This window comes from Enterobacter sp. fkY84-1, assembly GCF_052974705.1.
Genome location: NZ_CP169393.1, coordinates 3,187,968 through 3,212,371 on the forward strand (window position 1 = coordinate 3,187,968; position 24,404 = coordinate 3,212,371).

The 24,404-nt window shown below is 48.4% G+C and carries 21 protein-coding genes and 2 pseudogenes; 15 read left to right on the forward strand and 8 right to left on the reverse strand.

The window, feature by feature from the left end:
* Window positions 1-179 precede the first annotated feature (179 nt).
* The gene (locus ACEPLT_RS15260) at window positions 180-1,547 is read right to left on the reverse strand and encodes an ApeA N-terminal domain 1-containing protein (RefSeq protein WP_447088277.1); all 1,368 of its coding nucleotides are present in this window, start codon (window positions 1,545-1,547) and stop codon (window positions 180-182) included.
* A 356-nt stretch (window positions 1,548-1,903) separates the two neighbouring features.
* On the opposite strand from ACEPLT_RS15260, the gene ACEPLT_RS15265 reads away from it, so the two are divergent.
* The 4 genes and pseudogenes from ACEPLT_RS15265 to ACEPLT_RS15280 all read left to right on the forward strand — a co-directional run.
* Window positions 1,904-2,563 (forward strand): recombinase family protein, encoded by a 660-nt coding sequence (locus ACEPLT_RS15265; protein ID WP_447088380.1) that lies wholly within the window; start codon window positions 1,904-1,906, stop codon window positions 2,561-2,563.
* A gap of 382 nt (window positions 2,564-2,945) precedes the next feature.
* Window positions 2,946-3,218, forward strand: coding sequence for a hypothetical protein (locus ACEPLT_RS15270; RefSeq protein ID WP_095451861.1), 273 nt, complete (start codon window positions 2,946-2,948; stop codon window positions 3,216-3,218).
* Window positions 3,215-3,880, forward strand: a complete 666-nt coding sequence (locus ACEPLT_RS15275; RefSeq protein WP_086812946.1) for a hypothetical protein — start codon at window positions 3,215-3,217, stop codon at window positions 3,878-3,880. The genes ACEPLT_RS15270 and ACEPLT_RS15275 overlap by 4 nt, the downstream gene beginning before the upstream one ends.
* 133 nt (window positions 3,881-4,013) lie before the next feature.
* Window positions 4,014-4,326, forward strand: a pseudogene (locus ACEPLT_RS15280) (IS3 family transposase); the annotation flags it as partial.
* 63 nt (window positions 4,327-4,389) lie between these two features.
* On the opposite strand, the gene ACEPLT_RS15285 reads toward ACEPLT_RS15280, so the two are convergent.
* The 4 genes from ACEPLT_RS15285 to ACEPLT_RS15300 are packed head-to-tail and all read right to left on the reverse strand — an operon-like array spanning window position 4,390 to window position 8,750.
* Window positions 4,390-4,854 (reverse strand): Mov34/MPN/PAD-1 family protein, encoded by a 465-nt coding sequence (locus tag ACEPLT_RS15285; RefSeq protein WP_447088278.1) that lies wholly within the window; start codon window positions 4,852-4,854, stop codon window positions 4,390-4,392.
* Window positions 4,829-6,583 carry a ThiF family adenylyltransferase gene (locus ACEPLT_RS15290; protein WP_447088279.1) on the reverse strand — a complete coding sequence of 585 codons (1,755 nt, stop codon included), beginning with the start codon at window positions 6,581-6,583 and terminating at the stop codon, window positions 4,829-4,831. Before ACEPLT_RS15290 ends, ACEPLT_RS15285 begins: the two co-directional genes overlap by 26 nt.
* A gap of 11 nt (window positions 6,584-6,594) precedes the next feature.
* Window positions 6,595-7,650, reverse strand: a complete 1,056-nt coding sequence (locus ACEPLT_RS15295) for a cyclic GMP-AMP synthase DncV-like nucleotidyltransferase (protein WP_063944269.1) — start codon at window positions 7,648-7,650, stop codon at window positions 6,595-6,597.
* Between the two features lie 14 nt (window positions 7,651-7,664).
* On the reverse strand, window positions 7,665-8,750 hold the full coding sequence (locus tag ACEPLT_RS15300) for a patatin-like phospholipase family protein (protein WP_447088280.1): 1,086 nt from the start codon (window positions 8,748-8,750) through the stop codon (window positions 7,665-7,667).
* 1,072 nt (window positions 8,751-9,822) lie between these two features.
* Here ACEPLT_RS15300 and ACEPLT_RS15305 point away from each other — a divergent pair.
* The gene (locus ACEPLT_RS15305; protein ID WP_447088281.1) at window positions 9,823-10,422 is read left to right on the forward strand and encodes a hypothetical protein; all 600 of its coding nucleotides are present in this window, start codon (window positions 9,823-9,825) and stop codon (window positions 10,420-10,422) included.
* Window positions 10,423-10,443: 21 nt separating this feature from the next.
* Here the strand turns inward: ACEPLT_RS15305 and ACEPLT_RS15310 are convergent, their stop codons facing one another.
* Complete coding sequence (locus tag ACEPLT_RS15310; RefSeq protein WP_447088282.1) at window positions 10,444-10,704, reverse strand: YkgJ family cysteine cluster protein; 261 nt, start codon at window positions 10,702-10,704, stop codon at window positions 10,444-10,446.
* 239 nt (window positions 10,705-10,943) lie between these two features.
* On the opposite strand from ACEPLT_RS15310, the gene ACEPLT_RS15315 reads away from it, so the two are divergent.
* On the forward strand, window positions 10,944-12,035 hold the full coding sequence (locus tag ACEPLT_RS15315; protein WP_447088283.1) for a DUF4236 domain-containing protein: 1,092 nt from the start codon (window positions 10,944-10,946) through the stop codon (window positions 12,033-12,035).
* Window positions 12,036-12,070: 35 nt separating this feature from the next.
* On the opposite strand, the pseudogene ACEPLT_RS15320 reads toward ACEPLT_RS15315, so the two are convergent.
* Window positions 12,071-12,154: pseudogene (locus ACEPLT_RS15320) on the reverse strand (YkgJ family cysteine cluster protein); the annotation flags it as partial.
* A gap of 164 nt (window positions 12,155-12,318) precedes the next feature.
* Between ACEPLT_RS15320 and yeiP the strand changes: the two are divergent.
* Window positions 12,319-12,891, forward strand: a complete 573-nt coding sequence (gene yeiP, locus ACEPLT_RS15325; protein WP_008500940.1) for an elongation factor P-like protein YeiP — start codon at window positions 12,319-12,321, stop codon at window positions 12,889-12,891.
* 117 nt (window positions 12,892-13,008) lie between these two features.
* Here yeiP and uxuA read toward each other — a convergent pair whose 3' ends face one another.
* Complete coding sequence (uxuA, locus tag ACEPLT_RS15330) at window positions 13,009-14,199, reverse strand: mannonate dehydratase (protein ID WP_032675210.1); 1,191 nt, start codon at window positions 14,197-14,199, stop codon at window positions 13,009-13,011.
* Between the two features lie 205 nt (window positions 14,200-14,404).
* On the opposite strand from uxuA, the gene ACEPLT_RS15335 reads away from it, so the two are divergent.
* From ACEPLT_RS15335 to ACEPLT_RS15370, 8 genes are all read left to right on the forward strand, one after another.
* Window positions 14,405-15,871 carry a mannitol dehydrogenase family protein gene (locus ACEPLT_RS15335; protein WP_447088284.1) on the forward strand — a complete coding sequence of 489 codons (1,467 nt, stop codon included), beginning with the start codon at window positions 14,405-14,407 and terminating at the stop codon, window positions 15,869-15,871.
* 122 nt (window positions 15,872-15,993) lie between these two features.
* Window positions 15,994-16,980 (forward strand): CobW family GTP-binding protein, encoded by a 987-nt coding sequence (locus ACEPLT_RS15340; RefSeq protein WP_008500943.1) that lies wholly within the window; start codon window positions 15,994-15,996, stop codon window positions 16,978-16,980.
* Window positions 16,981-17,013: 33 nt separating this feature from the next.
* Window positions 17,014-17,727: a phosphatase PAP2 family protein gene (locus ACEPLT_RS15345; protein WP_023618663.1), complete on the forward strand. Its 714-nt coding sequence runs from the start codon at window positions 17,014-17,016 to the stop codon at window positions 17,725-17,727.
* A gap of 415 nt (window positions 17,728-18,142) precedes the next feature.
* Window positions 18,143-18,712, forward strand: a complete 570-nt coding sequence (mepS, locus tag ACEPLT_RS15350) for a bifunctional murein DD-endopeptidase/murein LD-carboxypeptidase (RefSeq protein ID WP_008500946.1) — start codon at window positions 18,143-18,145, stop codon at window positions 18,710-18,712.
* Between the two features lie 127 nt (window positions 18,713-18,839).
* Entirely contained in the window at window positions 18,840-20,396 is a 1,557-nt protein-coding gene (locus ACEPLT_RS15355; protein ID WP_044597893.1) for a cyclic di-GMP phosphodiesterase, read from the forward strand.
* Between the two features lie 73 nt (window positions 20,397-20,469).
* Window positions 20,470-22,275 carry an extracellular solute-binding protein gene (locus tag ACEPLT_RS15360; protein WP_008500948.1) on the forward strand — a complete coding sequence of 602 codons (1,806 nt, stop codon included), beginning with the start codon at window positions 20,470-20,472 and terminating at the stop codon, window positions 22,273-22,275.
* A gap of 9 nt (window positions 22,276-22,284) precedes the next feature.
* The gene (locus ACEPLT_RS15365) at window positions 22,285-23,379 is read left to right on the forward strand and encodes a microcin C ABC transporter permease YejB (protein WP_008500949.1); all 1,095 of its coding nucleotides are present in this window, start codon (window positions 22,285-22,287) and stop codon (window positions 23,377-23,379) included.
* Window positions 23,379-24,404 (forward strand): ABC transporter permease, encoded by a 1,026-nt coding sequence (locus ACEPLT_RS15370; protein ID WP_008500950.1) that lies wholly within the window; start codon window positions 23,379-23,381, stop codon window positions 24,402-24,404. The genes ACEPLT_RS15365 and ACEPLT_RS15370 overlap by 1 nt, the downstream gene beginning before the upstream one ends.

A 24,404-nucleotide genomic window follows, 5' to 3' on the forward strand; every position in this document is an offset into this window, starting at 1 on the left:
TTATAAATAGTAGAAATCCACCTTCATAGAAGGTGGCATATACTCCTCTCTAGATAAGTTTTGCAAACAGCTAAAAAGAAGTCTCTGCCAACCCTGTAAATTTTTAGTATAAAATAGAAAATCCCAGAATCAAAACTCTTAATTTTAGTGAGTATGTGTTCATTGGCTATATTCACCACTTATCGATGATAACAAATTATTTCTTCTATCTTTTGCATAGGAACGCCAAGCCTAATCAATAGTGCCAGTTTTGTAAGTATCTCCGTAGCCTGCATATGTTTATAGATTTTGCTTGGTGTTTCTGAAAATAATGGCTGGTGTATAATTTGATTTCGCGACTTACATACTTCATTGATACTTATTTTTTTAAGATCTAACTTAATAACAACCGATTCAGGAAGGCTTTTTATAAAATGATGGATGCAACTTTCAGTATTGTGCTTACTCTTATTTGTTCTCTTTATCGCACGAATGAAATCACCAAGTGGTGCGCCTGGAAATTTCTTGACTAATAAACACCTTGATCTATTCAACAATTTTGATAATAACGCTTCATCGACATAACATGATTTTCTTATCGTCATGGATTCAATCATCCTATAAAAACCAAGAAACTTTTCTTCATTGCTGTGAACCATGGAGTAAGTCACATATTTTTTAACGAGTTCTTTGACCTCGTGGTTTTCAGGATTAAAATATCCCTCCCAAACAGAATCAGGAAAATTTTTCTCTGAGTCATCGTGATATATAGTCGAATAGGTTAAAAACATTCCAGTATTGATAGTTTTATGATCTTCTTTTTTTTCTTTTATGTAAATCTGAATGTTTTCTCGCCCATAGTTAGAAACACTATTAGTTTTAATATTTGATATCATTAGCGAACCACCAATGAAGAACCTTAATATCATATATAAATCAATATAGTTTTCGATTAACCTATCAAGTCCAACAGGCTTTTCAAAGGAAACCGTAACATGAGGTTCAACGTCCATTCCTACTGTATGCAAACCACTTAAGCCACCGTATCGATATGAATAATACAATCCAATCTTTCCGAGTCCGTCTATATTTTTCTCAAACTCAACACAATCATCATCATTAGGTAATTTATTTGAAAACCCAAGACCACATTCTATTATTTTATCTAACTTACGAGTACTGCCAGACCATTTTTTTATGTTTTCTCCATGAATGCTTACACTGGTAAATAAAGAGTTAGTATTCACCCTTGATTTTGAATATAAGAAACCCTGAGCGGAGAATGTATAAGTACTGAATCTTCCATCAACCCCCATTCTCATAAAAGAGCTTTCATGTAATTCCAAACCAAACAAAAGATAATAGCGAGTGCCTTTCTGAAACAAAATTGAATTCAATGCCATAACTTCTGAGTATGCACGATTCATTTTACTATTAAAATCAAGCAATCGAATTTCTATTCCATCATCATCTATTGACAATTCTGAAACATAATTACCTCCATCTATTGTTACATACCCTGTAAGACACTCCTTGACATTATCTGTATAATAATCAATCTCATCCATAATCATTCATCCTGTTCATGCATCAAACTTTAAACTCGTTAGATTATGTTTATAACAATAGCACGTAAAGATCATCACTTTGATGGTTTTAGTGAGAATAAATCCGCTACTACACACAGAAGACAGCATCCCAATATTGATTAGACTTTATGAATCATCTTGCTCATGTTGTATCCCATTGGCTATTTTAGCCAAGATTCAAACAGAAGTTGCTCATGATCACAAGATATCAATAGGGTATACCTGATTAAGACCATGATACAAAGTATCAATAGGGTTAAATTAGACTCTATTGACAATAATAATACACACCGTATCATATGGGTATTGATTTGATATTTAAAAGAGAATTCATGATGAATGTCCGTATCTATTGCCGTGCATCTACCGAAGGCCAACATGCTGATCGTGCATTAGTAAGCCTGCGCGAATTCGCGCAAAGCAAAAACTGGCAAGTTGCCGGAGAGTACATTGAGAATGCCAGCGGTGCGAAGCTGGAGCGTGTGGAACTAATGCATCTTCTTGAACAAGCACAACCCGGCGATCTACTTCTTATTGAAGCGATTGACCGTCTAAGCCGTCTTAAACATGAAGAATGGGCTGAACTCAAAGCTACGTTGAACGGGAAAGGGCTGGTGATCGTATCAATGGACTTACCAACAAGTTGGCAAATGGTTGAAATGTCCGATAACGACCTTACCAGTGGCATTCTTAGGGCAGTCAATGCCATGCTAATCGATATCCTGGCAACAATGGCACGACAAGATTATGAAACTCGTCGTAAACGCCAGGCGCAGGGTATCGCAAGAGCAAAACAGGCAGGTTTGTATACGGGGAAAGAAAAAGATATGGAGGCCCGTGAGACCGTTCGCGAGATGCTTGCACAAAACGTTAAACCAGCCCACATAATGAAGGCGGCAGATATAAGCCGTGCAACCTTTTACCGCATCAAGAAAGAGTTATTAGATCGGACTGGAACTGATAAGTTTCAGCAAACAGAATGCAATAGAATCTGATCATACGCTTTGAGCGCGATGCGAAAGTTCGGAATTCTTCTCACAATTGGTGGAGCATTACGTATATTGTATTGCCTTGATCAGTGGGGATTAGTTTCAAAGACCTTAATGTGAATAAACCCCTTCCATGCAAAAATTGTTTGATGGTAGGATCTTACACACATGCAAATGCTTAACTGGCGAGGGTAGACTTATAAACAAATTATGGCTTCATCAACTTCTAACTAGACTAGTAGCACAAAGGTCTACCGATTTTGTAGGAATTGGGGTTATTGCTTATCGAACTATCGAGAACTTGCCTGTAGTTCCTTTAGGGTCGCGCCTTAATGCAGATAAAGGCTTACCCATTTCGGGTACAGACGACGTCTTTAAGGTTCTTGCAATGTTGGCAACTCGCGGAAGCAGTATGCATGATGGTTTTCACCTCATTGAGGCAAAAAGTGGAGATCTCACTCATATTGCGCAATTTGTATCTCCTCCTCTCGATGTTGCTCTTGCCAACCCATTAGCTGTTTGGCCGCAAGGTGCTCGTCAGATGACAGCTAAACTAATATCAACCTTACCGCAAGTGGAAGCTGCTGCTGTAATATCCGCAGAAGGATATATACACATTTATAAAAATGGTTTTGAAGATACAATTGGTGAGATCCAATGAATAACCTTAGTCTAACTACCGCCGAGTTTGAACGCCTACTAAAAGTATTTGGCTGGCTAATGGGGATACTGGGCTTGCTAATTTTTCTTATACAATGGTATTACTTCCAGCAACCAATACCCTCTGCTGCATGGAAGGCATTCAGCACATCGCTTGGTCTTTGTGTTTTATTCTTCGGGGTATTCTCAAAATTAGCCTGGCGGTGGCGGCATCTAGCCAAATGGATGAATCGACCTCTCGTCCATGGCGTTTGGGTTGGAGAGCTAAGGTCAGACTACGGTGCTGTTGACGGAAACCGATTGGTCATTCCTATTTTTTTCGTGATACGGCAAACCTATCTAACTCTATCTATTCAATCTTTTACCGAAAGACAGGAAGGAGAATCCCGACTTGAAGCTCTTTTAAGAAGCTCGAAAACAGACGTGACTAGGCTTTGCTATATGTTTGAACTAAGGAAAATTTTTTCAGGCGCGCATTCAATAACAAGCGGTGCAGGGGAATTAAAGTTAGCAGGAGATCAATTATCTTTGAACGGAACATATTGGACTAATACACCAACACACGGAGAGATAACTTTAAGACTCGTCACTCGTGACTGTAAAGGGATAGCATCGTATCAGGAAGCAGAAAATGTGCAACGTAAGGTTTCCGTTAAAAAATAACTCTCTCTCTTTTAATTCTGCTCAGATTTGGTTTTTACTACCCCACAAATTTAAAAAAGGAGGCTAACTACCTCCTTCTATCTTCAACCTAAAACATTTGAATACTTCAGGCAATGTACTTTCATTTAGTGCTAATCCTCAAAAACAGGTCCAGGTTTGTTCTGATCAAGGTTGTCAGTGAACGAGACACGAGTGATAGTCATTCCTGAAATCACAAGGACTGAGGGGCTTTATGAGTCGCCGTGGGTAATGTCACGACTACGTAGATGGAGAAAGTTTTTTTCCAGTTGCTTAAGCCAGAACGGATAAAGAAAAAGATTCGTGGGACACGGGAAGTAGCCTGTAGTGGTATTTTTTATTACATCGAAATGTTTTATGACAGAAAGCTTTGCTATCGTTATAATAATATGCCACCACCGAAAAAAATGGAAAAATATAAACAATAGCTAAGAAGAATCAATATTATCCGTTGTAATTAGACAAGTTAACATTTCTTACCCCTACCTAAATCACGTCTCAATCTTAAAAGTTGATGGAATCTTCGAACCATCAGGAAGGTATGTATGGACTGTTGAAATCAACTCTCCGCCAGGTCCAAGCTTGGTAATCAACAAAGCTACAAAATTCGCTCCGACAGTTTCATCCTTTACGATCTGTAACATAGACAGATCGTCTTTTCTGCTTGGATATGGCTCAAATGAAGGGTGTGAGTGCCATTCACCGATATAATTGAAGCGTACATAATCGTAGCCAGTTTCTTTAAAAAAGGCACGGAGCCCACCAATAGCATCCTCAATACGTCTGATAAAGGATGCAAACGTACCATGACGATGTATGGTTATTTCACGAACGATGAAAACATTATTCCCGATATTTTCACCCATAAGAATACCGCCGACTTCACGTTGACCAGCTTTTCGGAGCGCTGCCTTCATTAAATTATGTTGCTTAGTCGGTAGAATCAGAGTTAGCACTTTGTTTTCCTTCATACATATTTATCAATGCCTTTGCAACTTCGACCCTATCTTCATCTCTCACAGCATTTTCGTCACGTTCCCAGCCCTCTCCACTTATTTCAACTGGCCGTGTGTCAAACGGCTCCTCGAAAATCCATTCACGACGCATACCAAGCAAGTACAAAGAATACGGGAATTCGCTTGGCTCTCTGCATAAAGCAGTATCCACAGCCAGCCGTGTCAGTGCAGTGGTAATAAACCCCACGTCGCTGTCGTATGCAATAAGTGGTTGTTCATCACTCCCATCGTAGCTAGCCATATTTTTAAAAGGTGCTTCGGGGAGGGTTGAGAGATAAGAATGGTAAGCGTCACGCACAGCTAATGGATTTGGGTCGTGTTTGGGGCGTGCTCGCGCGATCATGCCTCCGTAACCACCTGCGAATATCTCCCCCCAGCACATAGGTATTCTATTTCGCCGGGCAGTCGCTGCTAACAATAAAAAGACTTCTGGATTAGCTGTGGCGTCGATCAACAAGTCGCAATTAGACAGATCTTTTAGCGCAGCTGCTGCTGTCACCGCCGACTCTTGCCCCGCAAGACGAATAATCTTTACATCCACTTTCACTCCAGCCGCTATAAGCGCTAAAGTATTGCTTACGGCCAATGCCTTATGCGCTCCCACTTGGGCCCACCCCAACTCATGACGCACCAAGTTGCCCGGCGTGAGATAATCGTCATCGACTAATAAGAACTGTCTAACACCTGAACGAGCAAGTGAAATCGCAAGTTTGCTGCCTACGGATCCCAGCCCAACAATTCCTATGCGGACCTTACTCAACTTCTGTGATTCTTCCGAAAGCCTTAAGGCTGAGTTCGGAGAGCTGACAACTCGATGTTCCCGCAGCACTGGTTGCTCCCCAGAATCTATCAGGAATACTCGCAGTGATGTCCACTCTTTGCCTAGTAATATGATCGTCCTAGCCTTGTACTTATCCCCTTCCTTAACCAGAACATCATCGGTGTTAAAACCGGCCATCATCAACATCTGGATTAATGCTTCTACGGAATCTAAGGATTGCCTCTGGCTAAAGTAGTCGCTTCTAAAGACCCAACCCTCATAAGATAATGACAAAATACTAACAAAATCGATGAGCCCTTGAGGGATATCGGAAACATTTCGCAGTTCATCCTGTGCGTCAGCGACTCTTGCTATGAACATTACCGCCGACCCTTCGTTATACACCGTTGAAGATGATATTCGGGTTCTGGACGGAAGTGGGAGCACAGTTAATATATTTTCAACTTCGGAGGTAGGGACATAACGTCGAAATATAAAATTAAGGTTCTGCCCCTCTGTCAAGCGATGCGCAGAGGGAACAGAATGAGGTAACTCAGGATGCTGTTCTGTACTTAGCAACTCGTATGCACTGCGTACCATATCTGCACCAGTCACATTTCTATGCCAGTTATCTGCCCGCCACTGCAAGCACAGTGAGCCACCCACGCCATATTGATGACTAGTCCACCGCTCAGATTTATCTCGCGGACGTATGTAGGGCGGAGAATCCGGGAACGCATCCGGATATGTCATCTCCCCTGCAAACAATCGTCCATGGATATACATGTCGATATCAACGGTGATCGAGCCCTCTTCAGATATACGCCAAGCTGTGCTTAGCCAACCTGTCTCGGTTTCAAGATGCGTGAGCTCATCCTTCTCCCTCAGGAAACGCACGGGATCGTCCATAGCCCACTTCATCAGGCAAATCCCGATGATTTGTTAGGTTGTACGGGATGACTAGGAAAAGATAAAGTAGTCGAGGCAGCAACCGCAGGCCGTAACAGCGATTTAGATGTAGTGGTAAACTGAGCACTGAAATAGGTTGTATTAAACACCTCATCCCAGGCTTCGCCAGCCTTTTTACTTGTACAATCGTGCTCGTCTAAAACCTTCAATACCTCCAGCGCATCTCCCAGACACCCCCGGAAAAAAATAACGCATTCGTCGTCTTCTTCTGCAAGATTTTTATCAGTAAATACCGGGTGGGCTATACGTTGACTTACGTCTAACTGCAATTTGATTGCCTTCCATGTATCACGTAAAGCATCATCATCCCGATTTGGGCATGCAATAAAATTGTCTACAACTAACTTAGAAATACAAATGCCACTGGTTGTCTTTTTTTTCCAGGCATTACGGCTTCTAGCCATTTTCTTAGTAAGTTTGGTGATACGGCGCATCTGACTGGTATCTGATTCCCCTGTTTTCAGTTCATTACCAACGGCATCGTTGTACCAGCTCGTGACCTTACGTGCATCTGATTTAGTCCATTCGTCGCCACTTGCTAATTCATACTCTATGACGTCATTCCCCCAAATATCTTTAGAGCAGGTCGTACGATAAATTGGAATATCGATGTGATAGCCATCGGGATACTCTTGACGCACACAATTGGTTTTGACAACCGCATCGTACGCCAACCGGTCATCCTTCAATGCCTTCTTAACCCGCTTACGAACATCAAGCGCACTAAGATAATCGCCTTCAGCGTTCTTAAGATCTTCCTTATCGAAATACGCACCGTCATCAATATCGTAGTCACATGCATCATCCTGAACCATTGTCCGCATCGCATATGAGCCCTGAGAGCTGAATTTCTTTGGCAAAGGATGCCCAGCCTTTGTCAATCCATTTTGGAGCCTTGTTCGGCCATTGTCACGGCGGCTACGCATTTCTGCCTGCTCTGCGTTAGAAAGGTTCACTTCTTCTGAGTGATACCCTTTCATCTCTTTATTACAATCAATAATGGTCATGATGATCCTCGGATTTAATGACAACTATAATTGGACGAGCTAGCCAATGCAGTCCGAAACGCGCCCATTTTACTTACTGATTCTGCCGTAGCCCAAGCGTAATCAACATCTGAGATAGCTTGCCGGGCAAGCGCATTTAGCACCCTAGGACGTGCATCGTCCATATTTTCTAAATACTTCTGGAGTTCTCCTGATGGGCATTGTGCAGGGAGTCGATATGCAAAACTCCCATCTCCTCGCAGCTCCGCGATTTTACGAGCCAGGTAGTCGTACGCAATTGCCTGTGAATTCATACTTACAGTGATAGCCTTAATTCCTGCCCCCCATCCCCAAACACCTCGGTGCAATTTATCAGCACTCATAAGTTCTTCGCCTCCCTGCACAGGAAGCGTACCGAGCATAAATAACTGAATCGGACGCTCAATCTCTCCTCTTTTTTGAAGGATTTCATGAGCTTCTATCATTCCCACCGCTCCCGGATTATTTGCCCAAAGCCCCCCATCAACATAATCAACAGTTGCTCCGCCACCTGGTTCAGATAAACGAGCGATTGATCTCAGGATAGGGGCGGCACTAGTTGCCATACAGGCATCGACCAATAGTCGGTCGTTGTCGCGTCCATTAAGACGATTCATATGAGGGGTTTTGAAAACTGTGGCAGCATGGCGATTAAGATCCACTGCTGTGATGGCTAACCCAATTCCACGACGAATATAGACCTGCCCCATGGTTTCGGTGCCAAAGGAGTCTGAAAGGATTGCTCGCAAGGCTTGATCCCCAGATGCAAGGCCAGAAAAAAGGGCACGAACACACTTCCCCAGTACAGGTAAAGCACGTAATCGTTGCCGAGGGAAAATTTTTCCACCATGCACTTGATAAAGATCAACAACCTTATCAAGTGAGACCCCCGCAGCAAGAGCGCAGGCAACTATCCCGCCCGTACTGGTTCCTACAATTAAATCGAACGCTCTGCCTGGATCTATGGCTCCTTTGCCAGATTTATGCAAACGCTGCGCGAATGTATTGAGATACGTCGCTTGATAAACCCCACGCATACCACCGCCATCTAAACAAAGGACACGAAATGGTTTGACTTCCATTGTATATACCAAAAATTGACTCGACCTTTACAAGATATAGTATCTTATTTCCCGAATTCAAGTAGTTATCCAACTGTAAGCAAAATCAATATGATGTTCTTTGGAGCCTCAGGTCTGTTGTTACTTTTCTCCAGTTGTACAAGTTATCTTTAGAAGAGTGGAATATATATTCATCAGCAGTTCAGAAGGCAGATTAATAATGTAAATGTTTTCGGCCTTCTCTGAGCTCGAGAAGTCATGATTACCGAACGAACAAAAGAAGATGAGGAACGAGCAAAACACAACGCGAAGAAATTAGTTCGCCCCTTCGCAACTTGTATCCGTGAACTAGAACAGAAAGCCAATGCGAAAGTGTTGAGCCAGCCGAAGACTGTATCCTCTTTGAAACTAGGGATCGCAACAGCGGAACGATAAAGGAAAACAAGTATGTAAGACCTATAAAGGTCTTAATCCATGAATGAAGAACAATAAAGTTTCGAAAAAATACAATGAACGTTTGATCAGTTCATCTTCTTTTACTGTAACAAATCAACTGTTCTTAAGTATGATCAACGAGTCGCGTAGCGACGAAGTTTCACGAGGCGAAGCCGAAGTGACAGACAACATTTTTTGAATTTAAAATGTAAGACCATCACTTGTTCGCTTCGCTCACTCCGTGATACTTCGTCGCTACGCGACTCGTAGTATTGATATTGTGTTGTGTTGTGTTGTGTTGTGTTGTTAAAAGATCTGATCATATTGATCCCTGTCATCCGTTCGCTACGCTCACGTCTGAACTCGCTTCGCTCGAACTCTTCCAGAATTATTGCTTGGGTATGATTTCAACGAGGCGCAGCCGAAGTTGCTATATATTATAGACCAAAATTAAAACATTACAAATCAATAAGTTATATAATTATATGTCTTTTCCATGTCTCTTTTAAGGAGATTTGATGTAAAAAATAATCTATATATATCAATATGTTAAAAATTCATGTCTTTACATGTCGTGTTTTTTGGGACATACAAAATTTGATTGTCTGCGGAAGATGATAAATAATGGCATCAACAACGATTCCAAGTAGACGAAACCATGAATTTACACTTTACAATCTTTCCTAAAAGAACACAAAAAGAACCCTATTTCCTTCGCGAATCCACAGTAAAACTTAACCGGGTGGGCAATAACCGAGTAAAATCGCAATTCATTTTTAAGCCTTCTTTCAACCATATAGCCCTCATTCTGGGCCTTGATAAAAGTGAAGTAGACCGGGTCAGAAAAATAAAACAACGGCTTCCTGATCATAAATTGATAGGTATTGCTCGCTGGAGCATTGCACCTATTGAAAGCAGCCAATCTGCTTTATGTTATCTTTTCGTCTGTGAAGACAATGTAGCGTACCTATCTGCACCTGAGATGGTTTTTACTAATGACACCATGTCCATAGACTCAACGACCAGACGTTCCGTCTATAAAACAACTTACAATTTGACAAGCCCCAATACGAAATATGCGTATATAAATCTTCGATTTCATTCTGAATACAAATTGGTTACAAAAAGACGTGGTCCGTCAAAAATTAAAATATTATCCGAAGGTGAACCATCTTCTGACTATGCATCTTTATTGGCTGAGAATGAAGCCTTACGCAAGGAAATAGAGCGGTTAAAAAAACAAAATAATGCCGAATAAAATTCTTAATGGTAACTATTCTCAAACGAAAGGTGCTGTTTCTTCCTCTAATTGAATAAGATAAATAATTGCCTCTTCACGGTTCGTAGCACACATATCTATCGACGGTTGTAGACTGCCGCATACTTTAGGGCGCAGGGGTGAGCCAAAGATGCCACATAAGTTATCTTCTGATAACTGAACGCATCTTACATTGGCCGGTTTACCCTGTGGCATCCCTGGGATTGGAGATGAGATGGAAGGAGCAATACAACAAGCCCCACAATCGCTACGACAGTCCATTTAGCCTTCTGAATCAAACTTTAGCTCAATCGTCAACAATAACAGAAAGACACTTCAACAGACAGATCACTGTTTAGAGGCAACTCAATCAAAATGGAAAATACTTACTAACCAATTGAAAAATATAAAAATACACAGTGCTGTCTTTAAGACATCTAGCCTCATCATTTTTCTGATGTAGAATTTGTGAGGATTTTCGCTGACCCACATTCTCATGCTACCTATTACATGGAGTTACTATGGGCATTTACGTTAGGAAAAGCATTCGCGTTGGACCAATGAGATTTAACCTATCCAAATCAGGAGTCGGTGCATCCATTGGAATGAAAGGACTGAGGTTTGGTACTGGCCCAAGAGGAAATTACATCCACATCGGTGCTGGCGGAGTCTATTATCGTGCTTCGCTTTCACCAAGCCTGGCCCCACAGAACAGAAATAAGGTTCAACATGTATCAGACGAATTCCAAATAGTACATGACACTACACATGCACCTTTGGAGGAAATCGAGTCATCACATATCTCACAAATCGTTGATTCAAGTTCCCGAGAACTGCTTGAAGAGTTGAACAACAAACGTAAAAAGTTACAAATATGGCCCTTGGTCATGTGCCTTTCGATTGCGCTGTTACTTTACGGTTTTTCACAGGCATGGCCTGAGTGGTGCCTCGCTATAGGATTTATCGTAGGGGTAGCAATCTCTGTTTTTGCTTACATGTACGATCAGTTAAGAAAGACTACCGTTCTTTTTTATGACTTTGATGATCAAATGATGACATGTTACCAGCAACTTCATGACAGTGGAGCCAAGCTCGCAAGCTGCTCAAAAGTATGGCATATAGAAGCTTCTGGAGCCGTTTATGACCCCAAGTATCATGCCGGGGCTGGTAACTTACTACGCAGAAAAGTAACCTCTATCAGCAAATCAAAGCCTCCCTTTGTTAAGACAAATATTGAGACAATTGCTATCAATGTCGGTCGCCAAACATTACATTTTTTTCCAGATAGAGTACTCGTTTATGACCGTGAAGGTGTAGGCGCTGTTGGTTATAACCAGCTATTCGTTAATGTTGGTGATAGTCGATTCATTGAAACCGAAGGTGTACCTGGAGATGCCATAGTCGTTGGCAGGACATGGAAGTATGTGAACAAGTCTGGAGGCCCAGACAGAAGATTTAAAGACAATTCAGAACTGCCTATATGTCTGTATGAAAACCTTTCGTTTACAAGTCATTCCGGACTCAATGAGTTATTACAACTGTCTAAAACTGGCTATGGAGAAAGCTTTTCACATGCAATTGAAACACTTAGCAAAAAAGTCATTTCTGCTTAGCGATGTCATTTTTATACTGCGAATAATTGACTATTAGGCTTGCCCTCGGGCATTCCTGGAATGGGGCTTGAAATGGACGGTGCAGTACAGCACGCGCCACAATCGGGACGGCAATCCATAAATGCTCTCTTTCGCTGGCGGATGCCCGTACGGTCGGGTATCGCGCGCACAGTAACACCTTTTGCGTATTGATAGCAAAAGCCACGAATTCCTCTTGCCTGAAAGGCCGCGCGCGAGTAATTTGGCGCGATATTTTTTACCTCCCGTAAACAGGATTACTGCAATGCCAAGAGCGAACGAAATTAAGAAAGGTATGGTACTGAATTACAACGGCAAACTGCTGATTGTGAAAGATATCGATATTCAGGCACCAAGCGCCCGTGGTGCAGCTACGCTGTACAAAATGCGTTTCGCCGATGTGCGTACCGGCCTGAAGGTGGAAGAGCGCTTTAAAGGTGACGATATCGTCGATACCGTGACCCTGACCCGTCGCTATGTTGATTTCTCCTACATCGACGGCAACGAATATGTGTTCATGGACAAAGAAGATTACACCCCGTATATCTTCACCAAAGACCAGATTGAAGAAGAGCTGCTGTTCATCCCGGAAGGCGGTATGCCTGATATGCAGGTTCTGACCTGGGACGGCGTGCTGTTGGCGCTGGAACTGCCTCAGACCGTCGATCTGGAAATCGTTGAAACCGCACCAGGCATCAAAGGCGCATCCGCCAGTGCCCGCAACAAACCGGCTACCCTGACCACCGGCCTGGTTGTGCAGGTGCCGGAATACCTTTCTGCTGGCGAGAAAATCCGCATCCATATCGAAGAAAAACGCTATATGGGTCGCGCTGACTGATTGCGGCGTTTGTCGGGTGGCGCTACGCTTACCCGACCTACGAAAAAACCGGCCCAGAAGCCGGTTTTTGTGTTTTTGTAGGCCGGGTAAGGCGAAGCCGCCACCCGGCAATTCCGGTTACAGCAGCTCCGGATACTTCGTCATCTTCAGCGCCAGCTCAACGCCGCGCACTTCCGCCATCCCTTTAAGACGGCCAATCGCCGAATAGCCCGGGTTAGTTTTCTTACGCAGATCGTCCAGCATCTGGTGGCCGTGGTCAGGACGGAACGGAATAGGACGCACATCGCCTGCCTGCTTACGACGCGCCTCTTCCGCCAGAATAGCGTCCACCACCGCGACCATATTCACATCGCCGCCCAGGTGCGCCGCCTCGTGGAAGGTTTTTGGGTTCTCTTCACGGCAGGTCGCACGCAGATGCGTAAAGTGAATGCGATCGCCGAAGGTTTTAATCATCCGCACCAGATCGTTATCGGCCCGCACGCCGTAGGAGCCGGTACACATGGTAAAGCCGTTGTGGATGCTGTCGACCGTCTTTTTCAGCCACTGCATATCTTCAATTGTAGACACGATACGCGGCAGGCCGAGGATAGGACGCGGTGGATCGTCCGGATGTACCGCCAGGCGAACCCCCACCTCTTCCGCGACCGGCACAATTGCGCGCAGGAAATACGCCATGTTTTCACGCAGCTGCTGCTTATCAATATTGCCGTACTCCGCCAGGCGGGCGCGGAACTGATCCAGCGTATACCCCTCTTCGGCACCCGGCAGGCCCGCAATAATATTACGGGTCAGCTTTTCGATGTCCGCGTCGCTGGCGGCATTGAACCATTGGAGCGCCTGCTGCTGCTCTTCAGCGGTGTAATCCGCTTCTGCGCCAGGGCGTTTCAGAATGTGCAGTTCGAATGCCGCAAAGGCAATCTGATCGAAACGCAGCGCTTTTGAGCCGTCCGGCATTTGATATTCGAGGTCTGTACGCGTCCAGTCCAGAATGGGCATGAAGTTGTAGCAAACGGTATCAATACCGCAGGCCGCGAGGTTACGGATGCTCTGCTGATAGTTGGCAATCCAGGTCTGATACTCGCCGGAATGGGTTTTGATGTCTTCGTGAACCGGAATGCTTTCCACTACAGACCAGGTTAATCCCTTTTCCGCCAGCAGCGCCTGACGCGTCTGGATTTCCTCTACCGGCCAGACCTGACCGTTAGGAATATGATGCAGCGCCGTGACGACACCCGTTGCGCCAGCCTGACGCACATCATCAAGAGAAACCGGATCGTTCGGCCCGTACCAACGCCAGGTTTGTTCCATTGCCTCACCCTCTTAAGTTGTTATACCAATATGCGTTACTACAATGACGACTACCATACATGTTTACCGCAAAGGGTCAATACACCGCCACACATTGATTGATCAAACTCACATAACGGGGATATTTACGGCTCACCAATTTTATTTGCTGTCATATAACTTTACACTGGCATTGTTAATTAATGGTTAATCAGGTGTGTATCTCATGAAGACAATTGCCTCCACCACCCTTCCTGCCCGGGTTCAGCAACCTCGCTACGATCGCCAGTCATTACGCTCCCGCATCGTCCACTTTGGCTTTGGCGCGTTTCACCGTGCGCACCAGGCCTTGTTAACAAATCGGGTGCTTAATGAAAAAGGCGGCGACTGGGGGATTTGTGAGATTAGCCTCTTCAGCGGCGATGTGCTGATGAGCCAGCTGCGCGCGCAGGATCATCTGTTCACCGTGCTGGAAAAAGGGGCTGAAGGAAATGAGGCCATTATCGTCGGTGCCGTCCATGAATGCCTGAACGCAAAGCAGGACTCCCTGCCCGCCATTATTGAGAAATTTTGCGAGCCTCAGGTTGCGATTGTCTCGCTCACCATCACAGAGAAAGGCTATTGCATCGATCCCGCGACCGGAAAACTCGATCTGAATAACCCCCGGATCGTCCACGACCTTGAAAACCCCTCCGAGCCACATTCGGCCCCTGGGATCCTGGTCGAAGCCCTCCACCGCCGCCGCGAGCGCGGCCTGCCCGCCTTTACCGTGCTCTCCTGCGACAATATCCCGGACAACGGGCACGTGGTGAAAAACGCCGTGCTGGGCATGGCGCAAAAACGTTCCGCAGGGTTATCTGAATGGATCGATACCCACGTAAGCTTCCCCGGAACGATGGTCGACAGGATTGTTCCCGCCGCGACGGAGGCCTCGCTGGCGGAAATCACCGACGCGCTCGGCGTGGAAGATCCGTGCGCCATCAGCTGCGAGCCGTTCATTCAGTGGGTAATAGAAGATAATTTTGTCGCCGGCCGTCCCGAGTGGGAAGTGGCGGGTGTCCAGATGGTGCAGGATGTTCTGCCGTGGGAGCAGATGAAATTACGCATGCTCAACGGCAGCCACTCTTTCCTGGCGTATCTCGGGTATCTTGCTGGCTACGCGCATATTAATGAATGCATGGAGGATGCAGCGTTCCGGGAAGCCGCCCGTCGGCTGATGCTGAACGAGCAGGCCCCCACGTTACGGATTAAGGATGTCGACCTCACCGCGTATGCCGATAGCCTGCTCGAACGCTTTGCCAACCCGGCCCTCCAGCATCGGACCTGGCAAATCGCGATGGACGGTAGCCAGAAGCTTCCGCAAAGAATGCTGGACGGGATCCGCGTTCATCTTGAGCGAAACACGCCGTGGTCGCTGCTGGCCCTGGGCGTGGCCGGCTGGATACGCTACGTCAGCGGCACCGACGAGCGCGGCAACGCGATTGACGTTCGCGATCCCCTCAGCGATAAAATCCGCACGATCGTCAACGCCAGCAGCGACATCGACCGCGTCCCCGCGCTGCTGGGGCTGAGCGAAGTGTTTGGTCACGATCTCGCGCACAATCGTGTTTTTGTTGAGGCCGTTAGCCAGGCCTATCAGCGCATCACCCGTCACGGCGCACGTCAGGCTGTTATCGAAACGTTAAATATTTAACGATTGTTGCGCTTAACGCGAACGGATAAAGCCTCCGTTCGCCCTTCCCCTTCTCACAGGTCACGTTTTTCGCCAGGATAGAGAACAGTGTTATCGCATCATCATTCTCATCCGGAGCGCACGTGACCAAAACCAACCTCATCACCGGTTTTCTCGGCAGCGGTAAAACCACCTCAATTCTCCACCTGCTGGCGAATAAAGATCCGGCCGAGAAGTGGGCCGTGCTGGTCAATGAATTTGGCGAGGTGGGCATTGACGGCGCGTTACTGTCATCCAGCGGCGCGATGATTAAAGAGATCCCCGGCGGATGCATGTGCTGCGTCAATGGCCTGCCGATGCAGGTGGGGCTCAATACCCTGCTGCGTCAGGGCAAACCCGACCGCCTGCTGATTGAGCCGACCGGGCTGGGCCACCCGAAGCAGATCCTCGATTTACTGACCGCCCCGGTTTACGAGCCGTGGATCGATCTGCGCGCCACACTGTGCCTGCTCGATCCGCGTCAGCTTCTGGATGACAAGGCGGTGGCCAACGAGAACTTCCGCGATCAGCTCGCCTCGGCGGACGTTATCGTCGCCAACAAGGAAGATCGCGCCACGCCTGAAAGCCAGGCCGCGCTGGAGGCGTGGTGGCAACATTTTGGCGGCAATCGCACGCGGGTGCAGACCACCCAGGGGAATATTGATAGCACCCTGCTTGACCTGCCTCGTCTGAACCTCACCGAGCTGCCTGCCAGCGCGGATCATGCGCACAGCCATCCGGTTAAGCAGGGTCTGGCAGCCCTGAGCCTGCCGGAGCACCAGCGCTGGCGTCGTAACCTGAACAGCGGCCAGGGATACCAGGCCTGCGGATGGATTTTCGATGCTGAGACCGTTTTCGATACTATCGGGATTCTGGAGTGGGCCCGCCTTGCGCCCGTCGATCGCGTGAAAGGGATCATGCGCACGCCGGACGGACTGGTGCGGATCAACCGCCAGGGCGACGATTTCTTCATTGAAACGCAGAACGTGGCGCCGCCTGACAGCCGAATAGAGTTAATTAGTGCGGTTAACGCCGACTGGAATGCCCTCCAGTCCAGCCTGTTGAGGATTCGTTTAAGTTCGGGCGGCTAACGTTGCCCCAGTTTTCACTCTATGCAGAACGTTATGACAACTCGATTTCCCTTGATATTACTGCTTAATGTCGCCGGTCTGGCGCTTTTCTTCTCCTGGTATATCCCGGCGAATCATGGTTTCTGGTTCCCCCTGGATTCTGGCATCTTTCACTTCTTCAACCAGGCGCTGGTGAAGAGCGACGCATTCCTGTGGCTGGTGGCCATCACCAACAACCGCGCCTTCGACGGCTTCTCGCTGCTGGCCATGGGCTGCCTGATGCTCTCTTTCTGGCTTAAAGAGGATAAAGCGGGACGTCGGCGTATTCTGATTATCGGTCTGGTAATGCTGCTGTTTGCTGTCGTCATTAATCAGCTGGCTACCGCGATTATTCCGGTTAAGCGTTCCAGCCCTACGCTCTTTTTCACCGATATTTATCGCGTCAGTGAGCTGCTGCATATTCCAACAAAAGATGCGTCGAAGGACAGTTTCCCCGGCGATCACGGCATGATGCTGCTCATTTTTTCCGCAGTCATGCTTCGCTATTTCGGCCGAAAAGCGTTTGCCATAGCCCTGATTATTTTTGTGGTTTTTGCCTTCCCGCGCGTAATGATTGGCGCTCACTGGTTCACCGATATTGCTGTCGGTTCGCTCTCCGTTGCGCTGATTGCGCTGCCGTGGTGTTTAATGACCCCGCTGAGCGACAGGATAATAGCGTTGTTCGATCGCTATCTTCCCGGTAGAGCGCAACAACAATTAAACAAATAACTAACCTAAATTAACGTGAGCTATCAGGGATCGACATGATCCCCGATAGCCTTCCCGCCACGATCTTTTCCCTCTGTCATATTCTTGTCATCACATTCATGATAAAAATTAAGCAATTGCGCGATCACGCGTCGGATCTGACCGCATTTTAAGCAATTACGGATTTTTACTTTCTGTATCACATTTTCTTATAAAAAAAAGGCTTTTTTTACTCGCAATACCCCTGGCAATCGGTTAATCTCGAACTCGTTTTGCCCCATAGGGATAATTATTTCGATGGTGAATAATTTTGTGCGCTATGCCACAAATGTGACCAGAAAGAATTGTCTCGATGTGAACAGATAATTAGTCTCGTCACGTTTGGCATTTTTATAACGATATTTGTCGTTAAGGACTTCAAGGGAAAATAAACAAAATGGTCAAATCTCAACCGTTTCTGAGATATATCTTGCGGGGGATCCCGGCGATAGCAGTCGCGGTACTGTTATCTGCATGTAGTACATCGAACACCGCGAAGAATATGCATCCTGAGACGCGTGTTGTGGGAATGGAAGATTCCTCTTCACTGCAAGCCTCTCAGGATGAATTTGAAAATATGGTACGTAATCTGGACGTGAAGTCCCGCATTATGGACCAGTATGCTGACTGGAAAGGTGTGCGTTATCGTCTTGGCGGCAGCACGAAAACAGGTATTGATTGTTCCGGTTTTGTACAGCGTACGTTCCGCGAGCAATTTGGGTTAGATCTTCCGCGTTCAACCTATGAACAGCAGGAGATGGGCAAGTCGATTTCACGTACCAAACTGCGCACCGGCGATTTAGTTCTGTTCCGCGCGGGGTCTACAGGTCGACATGTTGGCATCTACATTGGTAATGACCAGTTCGTACATGCCTCCACCAGCAGCGGTGTGACCATTTCCAGCATGAACGAACCGTACTGGAAGAAGCGTTATAACGAAGCGCGCCGCGTACTGACCCGCAGTTAATATAACTATTGTATCGTTGGTTATCCCTTGGCTGGCGATATGATGAAAAAAAGCACTGCTTCGGCAGTGTTTTTTTTTGCCCGTTACACTGAATACATCAAGCGGCTTTTCAGGAATCACGACGTCTATGCTCACCCGCTACTTCTCCAGTAATCGTAAAATACTGATCCTCAGTATTATCACGGGTCTCATCACCGCCTTGCTCCTGGGTTCCCTGCAATTTTCGTGGAGTTACCACAAGCGGGAAGTCAAATTCGACACCCTGGTGAATGATGTGAGCGCCTACATGGGGAGCTATTTCGAAGACCTAAAAAAAGCGGTCAATGTCCTCCAGCCTCTCACGCTGAACACGTGCCAGGACGTCAACCAGGAACTCACCTCACGCGCGGCCTTCAGCATTAACGTTCGCGCCTTCCTGCTGGTCCGGGACCAGATGGCATTCTGCTCCTCGGCAACAGGCCCGATGAATGCCCCGATGGAGACGCTCATACCTGAGCTGAACATCAATAAACAGATCGATATGGCGTTGCTTCCGGGTACCCCCATGCTGCCTGATGAACCTGCGATTGCGATCTGGTACCGCAACCCATTAGTGAAGGACGGCGGGGTGTTCACTTCTGTGAATATTAATCTGACGCCTTATCTGCTCTATACTGAGCGCCAGGACGAGTTCGCGGGTATCGCTATCATTATCGGCGATAACGCCTTGTCGACGCGGTCCAGCACGCTGGTTCATACCCGCGACTTGCATGACATCCCGGTCCGCACGGCGACGCTGAAAGACCTCCCCCTGACCATCAACCTGTATGCGGACGCATGGACCAGCGATGAAATTCTCTACGCGCTGTTCTTCGGGCTGGTATGCGGGATTTGTGCCGGATCGCTTAACTACTACATCCTCAGCATTCGGCTCAACCCGGGTAAAGAAATTTTAAGCGCTATAAAGCGCGGTCAGTTTTATGTGGTTTATCAGCCCGTCGTCGATGCCAAATCGCTCAGGATGACCGGGCTTGAAGTCCTGATGCGCTGGAAACACCCGACAATGGGGGAAATTCCGCCGGACGCGTTTATCAATTTTGCCGAAGCACAGAAGCTGATTGTCCCGCTGACGCTGCATCTGTTTGACCTTATCATTCATGATGCTCCCGTGTTACAAACGCTGTTACCTCCGGGCGCAAAGGTGGGTATTAACATTGCACCGGGGCATCTGCATGCGGAAAGCTTCAAGGACGATATGCGCACCTTCAAAGCCCTGCTGCCGCCGGATTACTTCCAGATCGTGCTGGAAATTACCGAGCGCGATATGCTCAACCATCGGGAAGCCAACACCCTTTTCGAATGGCTGCATAACGAAGGGTTTGAAATCGCCATTGATGATTTTGGTACCGGCCACAGCGCGCTGATTTACCTTGAGCATTTCACCATGGACTACCTCAAAATCGACCGTGGTTTTGTTAATGCGATCGGTACCGAGACCGTGACGTCGCCGGTGCTGGATGCCGTTCTGACGCTGGCAAGACGACTGAATATGTCGACCGTCGCCGAAGGGGTAGAGACGCCGGAACAGGCGGCCTGGCTGCGCGAACACGGCGTTAACTTCCTGCAGGGATACTGGATTAGCCGCCCGATGCCGCTGGCGCAGTTCCGCGAATGGCGGCCTGATATTTCGCCCGAAGGCGATTAATTTCACATTGCCCGTGACGTCACTTATTATTCAGCTTAACCGAACCGGTCTGTAGAGAGGGAGCTGCCGCGAGATGCTTATGCGCTTTATGTTGCTGATGTTGGCATTCACGAGCCTGTCCAGCCAGGCGCAAACCATCAAAGAGAATATCGCCTTCGCGGTGATTGGCGAGCCGAAATACGCGGTCAATTTTACGCACTTCGATTACGTCAACCCAGCCGCGCCAAAAGGCGGTAAGGTCACGCTTTCCGCCACGGGAACCTTCGACAACTTCAACCGCTACGCCCTGCGCGGCGTGGCGGCCGCGCGAACGGAATCGCTTTACGATACGCTCTTTGTCACCTCCGATGACGAGCCCGGCAGCTACTATCCGCTGATTGCCGAGAACGTGCGTTACGCCGATAACTTCGCCTGGGCGGAAATCTCGCTGAACCCGCGGGCACGTTTTCACGATGGCACGCCGGTGAAGGCCAGCGACGTTGCGTTCACCTTCCATAAATTCATGACCGAAGGCGTCCCCCAGTTCCGCATCGTATATAAAGGCGCGTCGGTCAGAGCCATCGCGCCGCTCACCGTGCGCATTGAGCTGAGCGAACCGAACAAAGAGAATATGCTCAGCCTGTTCTCGCTGCCGGTGATGCCGGAATCGTTCTGGAAAAATCATAAGCTGAGCGACCCGCTTTCAACGCCTCCTCTGGCTGGCGGCCCCTACCGCATTACCGACTGGCGCATGGGGCAATATGTCGTCTATTCCCGTGTCAAAGACTATTGGGCGGCCAATCTGCCGGTCAACCGCGGACGCTGGAACTTCGACACCCTTCGCTATGATTACTACCTCGACGATAACGTGGCGTTTGAAGCGTTCAAAGCCGGGGCATTCGATTTGCGCGTCGAGAGCAGCGCCAAAAACTGGGCGACCCGCTATATCGGCAAAAATTTCGCCAAAGGCTATATCGTCAAAGACGAACACAAAAATGAATCTGCCCAGGACACCCGCTGGCTGGCGTTTAATATTCAGCGTCCGGTATTTAATGACCGCCGGGTGCGGGAAGCCATCTCCCTGGCCTTTGATTTTGAGTGGATGAACAAAGCGCTGTTTTACGGGGCTTATAGCCGCGCCAACAGCTATTTTCAGAATACCGAATACGCCGCGCGCGATTATCCGAAAGCCGACGAACTGGTTCTGCTGGCCCCCCTTAAAGCAGAGGTACCGCCAGAGGTGTTTACAACGGTGTTTCAGCCGCCCGCATCGAAGGGTGACGGTTACGACCGCGACAACCTGCTCAAAGCCAGCAAGCTGCTGGATGACGCAGGCTGGCACCTGAAGAACCAAAAACGTGTGGATGCCAAAACGGGCAAGCCACTCAGCTTTGAGCTGCTGCTCTCGTCCGGGGGCAACGACCAGTGGGTGCTGCCGTTTAAGCACAACCTTGAGCGGCTGGGCGTGACCATGAACATTCGCCAGGTCGATAACGCGCAGATCACCAGCCGCATGCGCAGCCGTGATTACGACATGATGCAGCGCCTGTGGCCCGCGCAGCCGTGGCCTAGCTCGGACCTGCAAATCTCCTGGGCCTCCAGCTACATCGACTCCTCGTACAATGCGCCGGGGGTAAAAAGCCCGGCGATTGATGCGCTGATTGCGAAAATCGTGGCGGCGCAGGGGGATAAAGACAAGCTCGTGCCGCTCGGGCGCGCCCTCGACAGGGTCTTAACCTGGAACTACTACATGCTGCCGATGTGGTATATGGGCGAAGATCGCCTTGCGCGCTGGGATAAGTTCTCCGTGCCTGCCGTGCGCCCGGTCTATTCTCTGGGCTTTGACACCTGGTGGTATGACGTTAACAAAGCCGCCAGACTTCCCGCTGAGCGGCGATAAGGAATTATCATGGGTGCCTATCTTCTCCGCCGTCTGCTGCTGGTCATCCCCACCCTGTGGGCCATCATCACGATTAACTTTTTTATTGTGCAAATCGCTCCTGGCGGGCCGGTCGATCAGGCCATTGCCGCTATTGAATTTGGCAACAGCGGCGGCATGCCGGGCGGCGGCGGCGAAGGGATGGGCGCCAGCCATGCGCGAACTGGCGTAGGGAATATCAGCGAAAGCCATTACCGCGGGGGACGCGGGCTGGATCCGGAGGTGATCGCCGAGATCACCCACCGCTACGGCTTTGATAAACCGATTCACGAGCGCTATTTCAAAATGCTCTGGGATTACATCCGCTTTGATTTTGGCGATAGCCTGTTCCGCAGTGCGTCAGTGCTGACGCTGATCAAGCAAAGCCTGCCGGTTTCGATCACGCTCGGGCTGTGGGGTACGCTGATCATCTATCTGGTCTCTATACCGCTTGGGATCCGCAAAGCGGTGTACAACGGCAGCCGGTTCGATATCTGGAGCAGCACGTTCATCATTATCGGCTATGCCATCCCGGCGTTTCTGTTCGCCGTTCTGCTGATCGTCTTTTTTGCCGGGGGCAGTTATTTTGATCTCTTCCCGCTGCGGGGCCTCGTCTCCGCCGATTTCAGCTCCCTGCCGTGGTACCAGAAAATCACCGACTACCTCTGGCATATCACGCTGCCGGTTCTGGCCACGGTCATTGGCGGGTTTGCGGCCCTGACCATGTTGACCAAAAACGCCTTTCTCGATGAAATTCGTAAACAGTACGTCGTTACGGCCCGTGCTAAAGGCGTGAGCGAGAAGCAGATCATGTGGAAGCACGTGTTCCGCAACGCCATGCTGCTGGTGATCGCCGGATTTCCGGCCACGTTCATCAGTATGTTTTTTACCGGCTCGCTGCTGATAGAGGTGATGTTCTCGCTTAACGGTCTGGGCCTGCTGGGCTATGAGGCCACCGTGTCGCGTGATTATCCGGTAATGTTCGGCACGCTCTATATTTTCACCCTGATTGGCCTGCTGCTGAATATCATCAGCGATATCAGCTATACGCTGGTCGATCCCCGAATCGATTTTGAGGGCCGATGATGCCGCGTTTAAGCCCCGTCAACCAGGCCCGCTGGGCCCGCTTTCGCCACAACCGCCGCGGCTACTGGTCTCTGTGGATTTTTGCCGTGCTGTTTGTCTTAAGCCTGTTTTCAGAACTGATCGCTAACGATAAACCGCTGCTGGTGCATTTTAACGATCGCTGGTACGTGCCGGTCATCGCCAATTACAACGAAAGCGACTTTGGCGGCCCGTTTGCGACGCCGGCAGAGTATCAGGACCCGTGGCTTCGCCAGCAGATTGAGCAGCACGGCTGGGCGCTCTGGGCGCCGGTGCGTTTTGGCGCAAACAGCATTAACTTCGCCACCACGACCCCCTTCCCTTCCCCGCCCTCCGCGCAAAACTGGCTGGGAACGGATGCTAACGGCGGTGACGTGCTGGCGCGCATCCTGTATGGCACGCGTATTTCGCTTCTCTTTGGGCTGATGCTGACGATCTTCTCCAGCGTGATGGGCGTCGTGGCGGGCGCCATTCAGGGCTACTACGGCGGGAAAATTGACCTCTGGGGCCAGCGGGTGATTGAGGTCTGGTCAGGCATGCCGACGCTGTTTCTGATCATCCTGCTTTCCAGCGTCGTACAGCCCAACTTCTGGTGGTTATTAGGCATTACCGTCCTGTTCGGCTGGATGGCGCTGGTCGGTGTGGTCAGGGCCGAGTTTCTGCGCACCCGTAATTTCGACTATATTCGCGCCGCGCAGGCGCTTGGCGTGAGCGACCGCGGGATCATCTTCCGCCATATGCTGCCCAACGCCGTGGTGGCAACGCTCACCTTCCTGCCGTTTATTCTGTGCAGCTCCATCACCACCCTCACCTCACTGGATTTTCTCGGTTTCGGGCTACCGTTGGGTTCCCCGTCGCTCGGCGAACTGCTGCTGCAGGGCAAGAACAACCTTCAGGCGCCGTGGTTAGGCATCGCCGCCTTTCTTTCCGTGGCCGTGCTGCTGTCGCTGCTGATTTTTATTGGCGAAGCCGTGCGCGATGCCTTTGATCCGAACAAGGCGGTTTAA

Bases quoted from the DNA above. Each gene is read 5' to 3' on its own strand.
- ACEPLT_RS15260 (WP_447088277.1), bottom strand. From the start codon at position 1,547: ATGGATGAGATTGATTATTATACAGATAATGTCAAGGAGTGTCTTACA.
- ACEPLT_RS15265 (WP_447088380.1), top strand. From the start codon at position 1,904: ATGAATGTCCGTATCTATTGCCGTGCATCTACCGAAGGCCAACATGCT.
- ACEPLT_RS15270 (WP_095451861.1), top strand. From the start codon at position 2,946: ATGTTGGCAACTCGCGGAAGCAGTATGCATGATGGTTTTCACCTCATT.
- ACEPLT_RS15275 (WP_086812946.1), top strand. From the start codon at position 3,215: ATGAATAACCTTAGTCTAACTACCGCCGAGTTTGAACGCCTACTAAAA.
- ACEPLT_RS15290 (WP_447088279.1), bottom strand. From the start codon at position 6,583: ATGGACGATCCCGTGCGTTTCCTGAGGGAGAAGGATGAGCTCACGCAT.
- ACEPLT_RS15295 (WP_063944269.1), bottom strand. From the start codon at position 7,650: ATGACCATTATTGATTGTAATAAAGAGATGAAAGGGTATCACTCAGAA.
- ACEPLT_RS15300 (WP_447088280.1), bottom strand. From the start codon at position 8,750: ATGGAAGTCAAACCATTTCGTGTCCTTTGTTTAGATGGCGGTGGTATG.
- ACEPLT_RS15305 (WP_447088281.1), top strand. From the start codon at position 9,823: ATGAATTTACACTTTACAATCTTTCCTAAAAGAACACAAAAAGAACCC.
- ACEPLT_RS15310 (WP_447088282.1), bottom strand. From the start codon at position 10,704: ATGGACTGTCGTAGCGATTGTGGGGCTTGTTGTATTGCTCCTTCCATC.
- ACEPLT_RS15315 (WP_447088283.1), top strand. From the start codon at position 10,944: ATGGGCATTTACGTTAGGAAAAGCATTCGCGTTGGACCAATGAGATTT.
- yeiP (WP_008500940.1), top strand. From the start codon at position 12,319: ATGCCAAGAGCGAACGAAATTAAGAAAGGTATGGTACTGAATTACAAC.
- uxuA (WP_032675210.1), bottom strand. From the start codon at position 14,199: ATGGAACAAACCTGGCGTTGGTACGGGCCGAACGATCCGGTTTCTCTT.
- ACEPLT_RS15335 (WP_447088284.1), top strand. From the start codon at position 14,405: ATGAAGACAATTGCCTCCACCACCCTTCCTGCCCGGGTTCAGCAACCT.
- ACEPLT_RS15345 (WP_023618663.1), top strand. From the start codon at position 17,014: ATGACAACTCGATTTCCCTTGATATTACTGCTTAATGTCGCCGGTCTG.
- mepS (WP_008500946.1), top strand. From the start codon at position 18,143: ATGGTCAAATCTCAACCGTTTCTGAGATATATCTTGCGGGGGATCCCG.
- ACEPLT_RS15355 (WP_044597893.1), top strand. From the start codon at position 18,840: ATGCTCACCCGCTACTTCTCCAGTAATCGTAAAATACTGATCCTCAGT.
- ACEPLT_RS15360 (WP_008500948.1), top strand. From the start codon at position 20,470: ATGCTTATGCGCTTTATGTTGCTGATGTTGGCATTCACGAGCCTGTCC.
- ACEPLT_RS15365 (WP_008500949.1), top strand. From the start codon at position 22,285: ATGGGTGCCTATCTTCTCCGCCGTCTGCTGCTGGTCATCCCCACCCTG.
- ACEPLT_RS15370 (WP_008500950.1), top strand. From the start codon at position 23,379: ATGCCGCGTTTAAGCCCCGTCAACCAGGCCCGCTGGGCCCGCTTTCGC.